Annotated in this window: 12 protein-coding genes and 1 pseudogene; 2 read left to right on the top strand and 11 right to left on the bottom strand. The window is 48.6% G+C overall.

Annotated features, from left to right (window positions below; genetic code table 11):
• Positions 1-116: 116 nt before the first annotated feature.
• The 9 genes and pseudogenes from KP806_RS19565 to KP806_RS19525 form a co-directional block, all read right to left on the bottom strand.
• A complete protein-coding gene (locus KP806_RS19565; protein ID WP_224725434.1) occupies positions 117-404 on the bottom strand; it encodes a DUF4372 domain-containing protein in 288 nt (95 codons plus the stop codon).
• Positions 405-882: 478 nt separating this feature from the next.
• Positions 883-1,560, bottom strand: coding sequence for a hypothetical protein (locus KP806_RS19560; protein ID WP_224725433.1), 678 nt, complete (start codon positions 1,558-1,560; stop codon positions 883-885).
• 187 nt (positions 1,561-1,747) lie between these two features.
• Positions 1,748-3,172 (bottom strand): transposase, encoded by a 1,425-nt coding sequence (locus KP806_RS19555; RefSeq protein ID WP_224725432.1) that lies wholly within the window; start codon positions 3,170-3,172, stop codon positions 1,748-1,750.
• A 630-nt stretch (positions 3,173-3,802) separates the two neighbouring features.
• A pseudogene (locus KP806_RS19550) lies at positions 3,803-4,175 on the bottom strand (transposase); the annotation flags it as partial.
• 66 nt (positions 4,176-4,241) lie between these two features.
• Positions 4,242-5,744: an extracellular solute-binding protein gene (locus KP806_RS19545; RefSeq protein WP_224725431.1), complete on the bottom strand. Its 1,503-nt coding sequence runs from the start codon at positions 5,742-5,744 to the stop codon at positions 4,242-4,244.
• 38 nt (positions 5,745-5,782) lie between these two features.
• Positions 5,783-6,664, bottom strand: coding sequence for a carbohydrate ABC transporter permease (locus tag KP806_RS19540; protein WP_224725430.1), 882 nt, complete (start codon positions 6,662-6,664; stop codon positions 5,783-5,785).
• A 20-nt stretch (positions 6,665-6,684) separates the two neighbouring features.
• Positions 6,685-7,638 carry an ABC transporter permease gene (locus KP806_RS19535; protein WP_224725429.1) on the bottom strand — a complete coding sequence of 318 codons (954 nt, stop codon included), beginning with the start codon at positions 7,636-7,638 and terminating at the stop codon, positions 6,685-6,687.
• Between the two features lie 277 nt (positions 7,639-7,915).
• A complete protein-coding gene (locus KP806_RS19530) occupies positions 7,916-8,677 on the bottom strand; it encodes a sugar phosphate isomerase/epimerase family protein (protein WP_224725428.1) in 762 nt (253 codons plus the stop codon).
• 14 nt (positions 8,678-8,691) lie between these two features.
• Complete coding sequence (locus tag KP806_RS19525; protein WP_224725427.1) at positions 8,692-9,870, bottom strand: Gfo/Idh/MocA family protein; 1,179 nt, start codon at positions 9,868-9,870, stop codon at positions 8,692-8,694.
• A gap of 209 nt (positions 9,871-10,079) precedes the next feature.
• Between KP806_RS19525 and KP806_RS19520 the strand changes: the two genes are divergently transcribed.
• On the top strand, positions 10,080-11,558 hold the full coding sequence (locus KP806_RS19520) for a CehA/McbA family metallohydrolase domain-containing protein (RefSeq protein WP_224725426.1): 1,479 nt from the start codon (positions 10,080-10,082) through the stop codon (positions 11,556-11,558).
• Positions 11,559-11,639: 81 nt separating this feature from the next.
• A complete protein-coding gene (locus KP806_RS19515; RefSeq protein ID WP_224725425.1) occupies positions 11,640-12,719 on the top strand; it encodes a HupE/UreJ family protein in 1,080 nt (359 codons plus the stop codon).
• A gap of 61 nt (positions 12,720-12,780) precedes the next feature.
• On the opposite strand, the gene KP806_RS19510 is transcribed toward KP806_RS19515, so the two are convergent.
• Both KP806_RS19510 and KP806_RS19505 read right to left on the bottom strand, forming a co-directional pair.
• Positions 12,781-13,155 carry a DoxX family protein gene (locus KP806_RS19510; protein ID WP_224725424.1) on the bottom strand — a complete coding sequence of 125 codons (375 nt, stop codon included), beginning with the start codon at positions 13,153-13,155 and terminating at the stop codon, positions 12,781-12,783.
• Positions 13,156-13,333: 178 nt separating this feature from the next.
• Positions 13,334-13,804 carry a tetratricopeptide repeat protein gene (locus KP806_RS19505; RefSeq protein WP_224725423.1) on the bottom strand — a complete coding sequence of 157 codons (471 nt, stop codon included), beginning with the start codon at positions 13,802-13,804 and terminating at the stop codon, positions 13,334-13,336.
• Between the last annotated feature and the right edge of the window lie 18 nt (positions 13,805-13,822).

Genomic DNA, 13,822 nt, shown 5'->3' with positions numbered 1-13,822 from the left:
CTGAAAGATGCTGACAGCATCCCGGCAAGCTTGAGCCGGATTGCGCTATGGATATTTGCCGTCACTTATACCGCATTCGATACAATTGCGGGAATTGGGACGGGAATCTTGTTCCGCTATGTTTCAGGATCAACCTGTTTGTGTTTGCGACTGAGCTGCGTGGCCGAGATGGAGGTCAGGCCGAGCTCACGCTGCAAGTCCTCACACAGCACATCATCTGCGATATAACGCAAGCCTTCGCAACCCTGCAATTGTGCAAGAAGAAACAGCTTCAAATAAGCGATAGTTGTCAGCTTTTTCGTGTATTTATCCTGCTGACATTCAGCCACGGCATTTGTGAACATTTTTGTACAAATGGGCGCTAGCCATTTACCAAATGAAGATAATAGAGTACGATTGTCCATACGTGTTATCCTTTCAATGGATTATGGACAGGTCTACCTCTCCTATCTATTGTAAAGGATTTTTTTTGCTCGAATGCAGATATGACAGAAAGTTATGAAGATTCCGAAAACATTAATGCAACGCTAGTGATCCTTGGCGATAATTGCAGCGATTTATCAGGAAATGAACCTAGATTATGTATTAGAATTTGAATTTCCGTTCCATCCGGGTACCCGCGATTGCGTAATGCAACGAAGCAAAATGCCCAATGGAATCGCATGAAATTTACGAGTCGCTTGGGCTTTTAGTGTGTGGTGGGGTTTCCCGGCAGATGAAAGATATCGTCTGATAAGGTCATACAGGACGATAGAAATTGCGAACTAATGCTAGAAATGTTATTGCTACCCCAAAAGAAAAGTCGTACAGCGGTATTAGCGCAGCACGACTTTGAGTTACAAAAATATGAAAGCTAGGATGAAGACGTGATTCAAAGATATTCTAAACGCATATTGGGATTCCTGCTTGTGTAGTAGTCCATTCCTTTGAAGTATTAACTGTTGTTGTCATTACCTTAATAAGTCCCACGCTTCCAACTGATAACCAGGAATCTACTTTAACAGTAGCTGTTAGTGCAACTTTAGCTCCGGAACTAGTAACTACAGCTCCGACATCTCTACTAGCAATTGTGAACGATGTAAAAAGATTATCATCGTTATCTATTACTTGAACGGTCGCATTATTTACCGAAGTAAATTTGTTCCATGAGTAGTTTGCAGCTACTTCATAAGATAATTCAAAAGATCCACCAAGATTAGTTGTATAATACAACATTTTCATTCCAGTACAAAATGCAGACGTAGCAGCAGTAGCAGCAAAAGGAGATATTGCACTAAGGTTTTCCTGTGATGTAACTTCTTTAGGTTCTTGTTTTAATTGATTTAGGGCTTGTTGCAATTCCCCCACAGTAACAGTAACGGAATCATCTGAAGAAGCATTCGCTTTTTTCAGAGCACTAGGATCTAATCCCAGATATTCAATAACTTGTTTAACATTCTTTTTAGTTACTATTGTGTCCGGTGATAATACTCCGCTTGCACTCACCGGTGCACTGACTGGAAAAATTAGAGCGACTGATAGACATAGAGCAGCACATAAACTAGTAACTTTTTTAAACATTCTACTACCTCCTTTTTTTACCATACCACCACACACAAAACATAATTTCCAATAATTATATATATCTATTTAAAAATAGTAACATTTTCCTATTTTTAATGACTTATGCAGTTCGCGAGATTAATTGAGAATTGTGGGAATCTATGCTTGAATAAACCGGCCACCAGGTCATAAAGAGCTGGGGTGGTCAGTAAGCCGAAATAAGACTTGCAAAGCGGCGCGCTTCTGTGTCGAAATCAATGTAGATTCGTTCAGATCCCTTGTGGTTTCTGCGGCGAACCTGATAACGAGTGTGGAAGAGGCCGCGTATCATTTCGCCGTGGGTGCAGCTTTCGTCACTCGTTTTTTCTTTGTTTACCTTCCATAAGGCATAAGCGAGAAGTGTCTCTGTGGTGAACAACAATTCCATATGTGCATGCTGGTGCGCTTCGGAAGTAGAATGGAAAGATTCAAAGCCAAGTTCCTGCTTGGCAGTCCGGAAAAATACTTCAATACGCCAGCGTTTCCCATAGACTTCAAGCGCTTGTTTAGGAACATCATAGCGGTTGCTAATGATCAAATAGGCGCCCTTGTAGGTGGCAAGGGAATCTTGACCCTCCTCGGCTGCTACGGTCAATTCTTCATCTTCTTTCAGACGAGTGGCAACAACAGCGGCAATCGGGACAAAGCGATGCTTCACAGTCGGTTGCCCTTTTCGCCCCGTGGCGGGATAGGGTAATTTCATATAAATATCGGCTAGCGCGATGGCCGTCAGTCCGGAGGATCCTTTGGCTACAAGGGATTTGTACGTCTCTTTGATCAATTGGCGTGCCGATACGGGAACATACCTGTCGCGTCGGCCCGGCTCCCTCACAATTCGGAACAGAGCAGTGTTTCGTTTCGCTTTAGTTACCCAGTCAAAGTTATTCGCCATGAGGAACACACAAAAATCTTTGCACAAGTACCAACGATCCATGGCAACCCATAAGCGACACGAGACATTCTCACGCAGCATCAGTAGCATTTGTTTGGCTAAATCAAGCTTGGAGAGTCCGTGCTCGCCTTCTTCCACTTTACGCCACATGCTGTAGTAGAGCGGATATTCAAGGCCATTTTGCAGCACGGCTTGCAATACAACCAGATTCATACACCAGCTATAAGCTTTCGTAGAGGAGTCCTTGAGCCAACAAAGGAATGGCAGGAATTTAGCAAACGGATGATTGCTATGGGTATCATCCAAATTAATAATGTCGCCTTCGCGTAATTGCATATCCTCGTCTCGCTGAAGACGTTCGACGCGTTTCTTCCCGAAGGTGCGCCAAGCAAAGGGTGTGGTAAACAGTCGGCTAAGCGTATTCTGCGCCAATTTAAAAGGTTTAAACATTTCTCGAAGAACGGCATCCTTGTCGGCTAAACTCGCCATTTGCGATACCGCGGTGCAGCCGGAAGTTAGTCCGATCACGTAGAGAAAACACAGCATCCATGCGGGTGTGCCGTTGCGTTTGGAGATGCCCGATTGCGATAGAAGAAATGAAAAATCGAATTTGTCCCACAGCGTACGTAAAATGGGAGCTCCTCCGCATTCGCTGAGCGGAAGATGACGGAAACGCGGTTTTTCCAGGTTTGACTCCAAAAAAATCACCCAATTTTTCAGAAGATATACCCTGACAGAAAAGGTATTCTTCGTGATTATTGTGGTGATTTCTAAAAGTTAATAGTTTTTCGGTGAAAAACAGCACACTTTTGCGTCTGCTTTTGAAATCCATTTGTTGGGATGAACTGCATAAGTCATGTGTGTAGATATTCTAGTGATGATCTTTATAATTGAGTCCGAGTGCATGCGAAATTCGCCATTTTCCTAGATATTGGATCAAAAGCGGATGTTTAGTATATAATGATAAATGAAAAGGAGGCGCTGTATCTAAATGGAATCTATAGAAACAGGACTAAGACTATTTGTGTTTATAATAGTTATTTCACTTTTCTTTGCTTTGATAGGATTCATAGTCAGAAAATATCTAATCAGTTTCTTTGAAGGTTTTGCTAAAAAGATAGTAAGAATTTTTAGGAAAACGGACTGACCATATTGTCGAGCGCAACTGAGTTGTTTTCGGGAGTAACCAGTATAAGAGGAAATTCCTTCTCGTCCGACTTTTAAATATCATTCTCTAACTAGTTCCCCCTAAAAAGTCCACTTCTGAGAACGCGGACTTTGGTGGGCTTTGGTTCTGGAGGGCCGATTCACCCCGTGCCCTCGTTTGCCTTATTTTTGGAGCATTTTTGCGGCTCTTTGCAGGTTGTGGGTCAGTATTCCAAAGCCGACCCAGCATTTTGAGCCAGCAAAGCCCCGGTACCTGCTGAGGTTCAAACCGTACTTGCGCTTGAGCAGGCTGATCTTTCCCTCTTCGGCTGTACGGTAACGCTGCAAGTCCTTAAACCATTTTTCGTTCTCGTATTCCGTTCGGGCAGCGCCTTTTTTACCCTTACGAGGTCACGCCGAGTTCGGTAATGGCTGTTTCATTTTTCTTGCTGGAGAAGCCGCGATCAGTAGCTACTGCCTGCGGCGCTTTGCCGAATTGCTTGATGTGAGCCTCGATGGCGGGAACGAGCAGTTCATCGTCGGAGGGGTTCCCCTGATTTGTTTTGGGGTACCGCCCCATACCCATCAAGTTTAGCTTGATCGGTATGGGGTCAGCCCATCCCTATTTCTCTGCCAGCTTGGCGTTTTCCGCATTCATTTCCTCAATGACCTTGCTTCCGCCGCTTTGCAGCCACTTCTCGACGGCCTTGTTCCATTCGGCTTCATTCGCCGAGCCCATAATGAATTTCACGGTCGCATCCGCAATAATCTTCGAAAGTTCTTTGCCTTTCTCGATCTCCGTATTGGAGATGAACGGTGCGGCCGGGTTAGCAACAGCAATGGTGGAGTTATCCTGGAACAGCTTGGTGCTGAGCTGCTCCAGCTCGGTTCCGTAGTTGACGACCTGATCCTGCAAAATCATAAACTGGTTGCCGTCCGTAATTTCGGCGCTCACCTTCGGATCCTGGTTTTTCACATAGCTGCCGTTCTCAAGCGTGAACTGCTTGCCTTCAATCCCGTACTTCATCATGTTCTGAATGTCCTTCTCGGACACTTTATCGAAGTAAGCCAGAATTTGCTTGAGCTCCTCTTCTGTCTTCACGCTTGTTTTCGGAATCATATACATGCCGAGGTAACCCGAACCGGCGCGGGTTCTATCGCCTTGAGGACCGGAGATACGGTTAAGCAGGTTAATTTTCGCATTCGGGTCTACCTTCTTGATGTTGTCCTCGATATTTTTGCCGTCCAGCATATTGTCGATCCAGAGCCCGGCTTGCCCTTTATACATAACGGACCGGCCGTCCTGAACGATCGCGAAGTCCTGGTTGATGATTTTTTCGTCATATAATTTCTTGTAAAACTTCAAGGTGTTCATGTAAGCTTCCGTCATATGAGCCGGAACGAGCTTGCCGTCCTTCAGCTCCCATTCGTTGGGGCCTCCCATATAGACCAGGATATCTTTAAAGCCGGCGATGTTATTTCCCTGCATCCCTACTGCAAGCCCTATCGTATCCTGTTTGCCGTTTTTGTCCGGATCCCCCGTTGCAAAGGCTTTCAGAACGGCATAAAGCTCGTCTACCGTCTTCGGCGCCTCGAGGCCAAGGTTCGTTAACCAGTCCTGACGGATCATCAAACCGAACCGGGCGAGATCCCGCTCCCGGTATACGCCGTAAACCTTGCCGTCGATCGAAATATTTTTCAGTACGAGGTCCGACATTTTGCTCAGGTTCGGGTAGCTTTCCAGATACGGTCCGACCTCCCAGAACATGCCGGTACGGGCGGCGTTAACGATGAAGGAGGCCTTCGGCTCAAGCGCGACGAACGTTTTCGGCAGCTCCCCGGATGCCACTGTTGCGCTTAGCTTATCCGTGTAGGTCGTAGACGGCACCCATGACACCGAGAGCTTCGTGCCTGTCTTCTCCTCAAGCGTTTTGAGCACCGAGCTGTCCGCGGGCATTTGCTCCGGATTGTAGGTCGGCAGCATCATCGTCAGCTGCAGCGGGCCGGCATTCGCACCCGCATTTCCGCTTCCTTGCCCTTCAGGCTGATCCTTCCCTCCGCAGGCGGTCATGACCAATGATAAAGCAGCAAGCACGGCCCCGGTTTTGACTAACGTTTTTTTCATCTTAAGATCCTCCCTTTTCCCCTGTTCTTATTATATCTTCAACCCTTGACCGATCCCAGCAATACCCCTTTGGCAAAATGCTTCTGCAAGAACGGGTATACGAGCAGAATAGGCAGAGTAGATACCACGATAACCGCCATTTTCACCGATTGCTCCGGCGGAGCGACATAATCCGCTTCCATTACGGTAGAATCCCCGATCCCGCCTGAAGCCAAAATGACAATCTGCCTCAAAAGCACTTGAATCGGCCATTTCGTATTGTCGTTGATATACAGCACCGCATTAAAAAACGTATTCCAGTGGCCTACCGCGTAAAATAACGAGAAGGTCGCGATCGCCGGCATGGACAGCGGAAGCACGATGCGGAAGAAAATGCCCAGATCGTTGCAGCCGTCGATCTTCGCGGCTTCCTCCAGGCCGTCCGGCAGCTGCTGAAAAAAGTTCCGCATAATAATCAGGTTGAAAGCGCTGATCGCCCCCGGAATGAGCAAGGACCAGTAGGTATCGATCATGCCCAGCTGCTTCACCACGAGGAAAGTCGGAATCATCCCCCCGCTGAACAGCATCGTGAACACGACCAGCATCAGGATCGGCTTGCGGAAATCCATATCTTTGCGGGCCAGCGGATACGCCATCAGGCAGGTAAAGAAAATGTTGATCAGCGTGCCTACTACAGTGATGTAGACGGTTACCAGCAAGCTTCTGACAAGCGTTTGGGTTGAGAAAATATATTTGTACGCATCCAAAGTAAACTCTGTCGGGAAAAGGATGAATCCCTTCTCCAGCAGCTCCTTCTGCGTGGCGAACGAACCGGCAATGGCATAAATGAACGGGATAACGGTAAGAACTGCGAATATAATCAACAACGTGGCGTTTACACTGTCGAAAATCCGGCTTCCCCAGCTTTGCTTGAGCGGCATAACGACTCAACGCTCCTTTTCTAGTAAATTCCTTCTTCTCCGAATTTTTTGGCCAAATAATTGGATACGACGACAAGGATCAGACCGATGATCGATTTGAAGAGGCCGACCGCCGTACTGAAGCTGTACTGTCCTTGACTGATACCGACCGAGTAAACGTAAGTATCGAATACTTCCCCAACCTCGCGGTTCATTGCATTCAGCATCAGGAAGATCTGTTCAAAGCCCGTATCGAGAAAATGTCCAAGCCGGAGGATCAGCAAAATGATGATCGTGCTGCGAATGGCCGGAAGCGTAATATGCCAAAGCTGGCGGAGACGGTTCGCGCCGTCCATCCGTGCCGCTTCATACAGCTGCGTGTCGACGCCGGCGAGTGCCGCAAGGAAGATGATCGTGCCCCAGCCCGTTTCCTTCCAAATGACCTCGGCCGTAATGAGCGTCCGGAACCATTCGTTGCTGACCAGGAAATTGATTTTTTCTCCGCCGTAGCGCTCCAGAAGTTCATTTACGATGCCGCCTTCCGTCGTCAGGAAGATGTAGGCAATCCCGACAACGACAACCCAAGACATAAAGTGTGGGATGTAAATAAGCGTTTGAATGGTCCGCTTCGTGAATTCATGCCTCAGCTCGTTCAGCATAAGCGCGATCAAGATCGGCAGCGGAAAGAAAAACAGTATATTGTAAGCGGCAAGAATGAGCGTATTCCGAAAGAGAACGAGAAAATTCGAATCGCCGAATAGTCGTTCGAAGTGCTTCAATCCGACAAACGGACTGTCCCAGAAGCCTAGAAACGGCTGAAAGTCTTTAAAGGCGATGAAGATTCCGTACATCGGCCAGTACTTAAAAATAAGAAAGTATAATAAACCGGGGAGGACCATAAAATACAGCCACCGGTTCCGCACCAGCCTGCCCATTAAAAGCTTCGACCTCGGAGCCGAAGACGCAGCGACTCGCGCTTCCAAACTTGTTTGCATGCTGCTTCCTTCCTTTCATTGTTCCAAGGCAATTGCCTGGACCTGTGAATTTGTAGCTTCAGCATAACGGGGGAACCGGATTGCCGTCGATAGTCCCTGCTTGATCAGATCGGCTGACAAACGCCGTCCTTATAGTAAAAAACCCGGGAATAGTCATTAGTTGCACTCGTTGTCACTGGTTGATTTTTGCCGGTTTCATGCGGATTTCTCGGGAAACGCAGCAATCCCCCGTCGACCAATCGACGGGGGATTGCCAGATACGTCTTGCGTGTTATTTCTAAGCGAAGCCTGCTTCTTTGAGATTATTATAGCTGATTCTCAGGCTGTCGAAAGCTTCCGTAGGACCGGCATCGCGTTCGACCAGGTACCACTTCACTCCCGCTTCCTCGCATGCGCGGAAAATATCAGGCCATGAAAGGTTGCCTTCCATAATCTCGGCCATGATTTGCTTCTCATCGATAATCGTCATATCTTTCAAGTGAATAGCCTCTATTCTTCCCTTCAGCTTGCGGATCCATGTGCCGGGATCTGCTCCCCCGGCTTGTACCCAGTACGTGTCCAGCGTAAACAAGAAGGTTTCCGGATTCGTTTTTTCCATGAGAATGTCCATGCCCAGCTTGCCGTCATGCTTCTGGAACTCGAACTGATGGTTATGGTAGCTGAATTTCAGGCCGTTTCTGCCCAGCTCATCGGCGATTTCCTTAAACTTCTTGGCAAAAGAATAATACCCTTCTTCATTCCGGTACGGAACCGGCAAACCTCCAATCCCTGCCAAACCGCAGCCAAGGGTGTGATGATCCTTGATGACCCCGTCCAGATCCTCCGTGAACCGGGCGTATGAAGTGTGCGTCAATACGATTTTTAATTCGTGCGAACGGGCAATGGCGGCCAATTCATCCGCCGGAATAGGACCGAGCCCCGAGGCCTGGATCGTTGTATACCCGATCTCTCTGAGCTTCCGGAACGATTCGTCGATCGCCTCCGGCGTTTTCACATGATCACGGATCGTGTATAGCTGTGCTCCTGCAATTTTGCTCATAGCTGTGTTCCTCCTTAATGAGTTCCCGTTACGTCGGCGACTTGATGAACGACATTTTTCTTGACCTTGGAATTGGCGATTTTCTCCTGAAGAAGCTCGTAATAATGATCGTGGTCAAACCGCTCCAGATCCACAAGGCTGTCCGTCCAGCTGGAATAATGGATCGCATTTGAAATAAGCAGGCCGTTAACGCCCTCTTCCCCCGGCGCCAGCAGCTTCTCCCCGTTCAGGATGGCATTCGTGAAGTTTTTCATAATGCCGATATGCTGTCCGCCGCTGTTCTTATCGGCGGGAATTTCACATTTCCAGCATTCCGCTCTGCCGAAAGGCTTGGTGTTGATCCGGTTATGCTCCCGCTCCGAGATCCGGTTCCGGTTGAAGGTTATCGTATTATTTTCCACGACGATTTTGCCCATATCCCCGGAGATTTCCAGCCGGTTCGTTCCCGGCAGTTCACCGGTGGAGGTAATATAGACGCCGCTTGCTCCGTTTGCGAATTCCATGTAGGCCGTTACATCGTCCTCGACTTCGATATTATAATATTTGCCGTAGCTGACGAAGGAACGCAGCGTCTTCGGCATGCCAAGGATCCACTGCAGCAGATCCAGATTATGCGGATTCTGGTTGATAAGCACCCCGCCGCCTTCGCCCTCCCAAGTGGAACGCCATGAGCCGGAATCGTGATAAGCCTGCGACCGGTACCAGTCGGTTACGATCCATACGACGCGCTTGATGCCGCCGAGCTCCCCGCTATGCACTAGATCTCTCAGCTTCTGGTAGACCGGGTTGGTCCGCTGATTGTACATAATTCCGAACAACTTATCGGATTTCTCTGCAGCAGCATTCATCTCAAGGACCTGCTTGGTATATACTCCGGCAGGCTTTTCCACCAGCACATGCAGCCCGTTTGCAAAAGCGTCTATGGCCAGCGACGGATGATCGTAGTGCGGAACCGCAATCAGTACGGCGTCGATCAAACCGCTTTTGTACATATCCTCAGCGTTCTCAAATACCGGTACCTCCGGCAGCTGATTGCGCGCCCACTTTCTGCGTTCTTCACTGATGTCGCACACGGCTCCAAGCTCCATCCCCGGAACCTTCTTAAGCACATGAATTTGCAAGGAATGGCTGGAGCCCATATTGCCAAGTCCGATGACACCCATTCTAACTTTTTCCTGTTCAATTGCCGGCATCCGTATCCCACCTCAGCTTTGATGTTTTTCCCCTTTTAATGTAACAGTTATGATTTAAAAGGTCTTGGCCATTTTTGATAGAAAGTTTGCAAATCTTGCGGTAATCAAACAAGCATGCTTACAATAACGCAACATATTGCACGATTTAAGCTAACAAACGGCGAGTACCATAGAAACCGCACAACGAAAACAAAAGGAGCTGAACGATTTTGAAACTGAAACGCAAGGCATTACCTATGCTGGCGGTTTCCGTACTGGCAACGACAGCGGTAGCGGCGCAGGGTCTGACTGGCGGGTTTATAGCGCCAACCGTAGAAGCAAAGCCGGATAAAAAGGAAGGCATCTGGCTCGCGGGCGATCATCATGTCCACAGCGAATGGAGTGTCGGCTGGAACAATGCCACGAACCCGCCAACCCCGATCCGCGGCGGCGATGCCATTTACCCGATTACCAAAAATGCGCAAATGGCGGATGCGTACGGACTGGATTGGATGGTATCAACCGACCATGGCGGCCCGAATCACTCGAAAGTAAACCTGGAGCAGGCTTATCCCGAAGTGCTCAAAGCACGTGAAGCCGTACCGGGCCTTACCTTGTTCTATGGCATGGAATTCGATACTCCGCAGGCCGATCACAGCTCGTTAATCATTCCGAAGAACGATCAGGAATCGCAGGTTCTTTATGATATCGAAAGCAAATTTAACAAGCGCGATCCGTTCCCTGCGGATCCGAGCCGGGATACCGAAGCCAACATGATTAATGCCCTGAACTATATGAAAAATTTGGCCGAGCCTCCGGTTCTGTTCGCGAACCACCCTGCCCGCTCCGCCAGCGGAGACGCAGCCTGGGGCCAGGATACTCCGCAAGAGTTCCGTAATTGGAACGATGCGGCGCCGAATGTATCCGTCGGCATGGAAGGAGCTCCGGGCCATCAAGCCGGCGCGCTCAATTCCGACGGCACCCTGGATCCGAATGGCAGCCGCGGCGGTTACGGCAGCTACGCTACGATGGGCGGCTTCGATCAAATGAGCGCCAAAGTGGGCGGTCTTTGGGACTCCATGTTGGGAGAGGGAAGACATTGGTGGATTACATCCACATCGGATTCCCATGTGAACTGGCGCGACGGCGGAAGCGACTTCTGGCCTGGCGAGTATTCGAGAACCTACGTGAAGGCGGAAAACACGCACGCGGATATTTTGGACGGACTGCGCAACGGCCGCGTATTTGTTACGACAGGCGAATTGGTCCATGAATTGGATGTCGAGCTGAAGTCGGGCGGCAACCGCGCAAACATCGGCGAAACCTTGTACGTCAAAGAGAGCGGCAACAGCGACGTAACGGTTACCATTACGCTCAAAGACCCAAGCACGAACAACAGCCATGGAGATAATCCGAAGGTAAACCGCGTCGATCTGATCGTAGGCGAAGTGACGGGGAAAGTCGCAGACCGTTCCACGGCCGTCAACCCGACGACGAAAGTCGTGGCAAGATTTGACGAAAGCGATTGGAAGCAAAAAGGCGAGTACATTACGATTACGTACAAGCTCAAGGATGTGGACAAGGACAGCTACATTCGCGTACGCGGAACGAATACCGCCGAAGCCGAGCCGAGCCTCGACCCGAAAGGCGAGGATCCGTGGAGCGACCTGTGGTTCTATTCCAACCCTATCTTCATGAATGTGAAGTAAGGGATGCAGCAGACGGGGAGTGATGGGTTCCATTTCTCCCTGTTTTTTCTTTTAAGCGAACATAAAGGATGTGTCTGATAAGTGAAGGGCAAATGGTTATTCCTGCTCCTATGCTTGCTTCTAGTCCTCTCGCCGGCTGCGGTCTCCGCACATACGAATAACAGCGAGGGGTATTCCGTGATAGACGTGCATGACAAGCAAATCGATTATCGCCTGCAGCTCGATCTCATCGAGCTAAGTCATGCAGTCGGGTTTGCCGTCGATGAGCAATCGGACGACCTTATGGCTATGACCGAAATCATCGCGCAAAATAAAGCCAAGCTTCAGCAATATATAGATACTCATCTTTTGATTTTTGCAAACAGCCATCCCGTCGAAGGGACGATCGGTCAAGCCGTTGTCAGCACGATTAATGACCGGCCGTTTGCCGAGCTTTCGATTTCCTACCCCGTAAGCGCGGAACCGGAAAATCTGATTGTGGACTACAACGCCTTTTTTGAGGAAAGCGACCCGAGCCATGCGAATATGGCAAAGATTATGATGGGCGGAAAGCAGCAGGAATTTATCTTTACCTATGAGGTTAGAGAATGGAATCTGGGCGAGATGAGCTTCATGACCCAAGCGAAGCAATTTCTTTCGTTAGGGCTGGAGCATATCTTCACAGGTTATGATCATATTTTGTTCGTCATCAGCTTGCTCATTGGCGCCACAACGATCCGGCACATCTTCTATTTAGTCACATCATTTACGGTTGCGCACAGCATCACGCTTGCCTTGGCGACGCTCGAGCTCGTGCAATTGCCCGGCAAGCTCATTGAATCGGCAATCGCGCTGAGTATCATTTATGTCGCGCTCAAAAATATTTTCCAGCCCGGCTCCAAGCACGCTCCGTGGATTGCCTTTGCTTTTGGCCTCATTCATGGCTTCGGCTTCGCGGGAATTTTGTCGGAGCTCCATTTGGGCGGAGCTCATTTAGCAGCGTCTCTCCTGTTTTTTAACCTGGGCATCGAATTGGGACAGATCCTGATCGTATCTCTTGTTTTCCCGCTGCTTCTCTTCATGAGCAAACGGTGGGCCAGCGTAAATAAGTGGGTGACGCCCGGCCTATCGGTCGCCGTACTGCTGTTTGGATTCATCTGGTTTGTTCAAAGAGCTTTCTGACCCCGATCTAAAAAAACAGCCTTGCGCCGGTAATCATACCTGACGCAAGGCTGTTCCTTTTCTATGATAAGCCCGTAAAATCAGTAAACTCGGAATAGTGGAGGAAAAATAATACAAAAGCGATAATGCCGAGAAGAAGGATCGGGAACAGCTGATTAAACGAATCCTTGGCACGAAGATGGGTCACTAAGCCGCCGATAGCCGTAACGCCAAGCAATAGAGCTCCTGCCGTCATCCAGCCCGGCTCCCAAAAGCCGTAAATCAGCGCGGCCGCACCGACTACTTCCACGAGACCCGTGACAACCCGGAACCATTGCGGAAGCCCCCAATGATTAAAGCCTTCTACGTGCATTTTGGCACCAAAAATTTTACCCAAGCCTGCCACCACAAACGCTAGAGCCAGCAAACTTTGCAAAACAATCGATAAAATTTCCATGGCGTTAACCCCTTTCATCGTGTTAATTATTTATATGCAGCCGGTAATGGCACATATTCGAAGGAATTAACGCCGTATGGAAAGTCGATTTAGGAAAAGGCCGCCAGTCTTTCCAGAGACTCGGACCTTGACCTTATAATCATCTAACAAAACTGCTCCAACCGGGGAGTTTAGGCTGCTAAAAAGACGAAGTCCTATCGACCTCGTCTTCGGTTAATTGTCCCGCTTCGTCATCGGAATCCATCAGCTTGATTCCCCATTTATCTCGTTCCATGTCGATTTTTTCATGGTCATTTAATTTCCCTGCCGACATGTAATACTCTGCAAGGATATTTAACGCAGGCAATTTGCATTCCCAGTTTGCATCCATGCCTTTTCTGATTAACGCAACGCCTTCGCTTTCCTTCTCTTCTTCCAAGTAGTAACTGCCCAAACGAACAAATGCCGGCGCTGTGTCTTTCGTTAACGGATGATTTTTCACCAGATTTTCGAAAATCGGAAGTGCCTTCTCGAAGCCCTCGTACCTCTCGGTTAGAGCAGCCAATTCCCAAAGCTCGGATTCCTTCAGGTCTTTCTTTACCTTCAACTCATTTAAGGTCTTTCTTTCATCGACTTGTTCCAGCCAATAAGCACCAACCGTATCTGTCAAATCCTCATCAAAGTTTTT

Source organism: Paenibacillus vietnamensis, assembly GCF_020169515.1.
GTDB lineage: Bacteria > Bacillota > Bacilli > Paenibacillales > Paenibacillaceae > Pristimantibacillus > Pristimantibacillus vietnamensis.
Note: the sequence above shows the minus strand (reverse complement) of the source record. Positions and strands in the feature narration are given on the sequence as shown.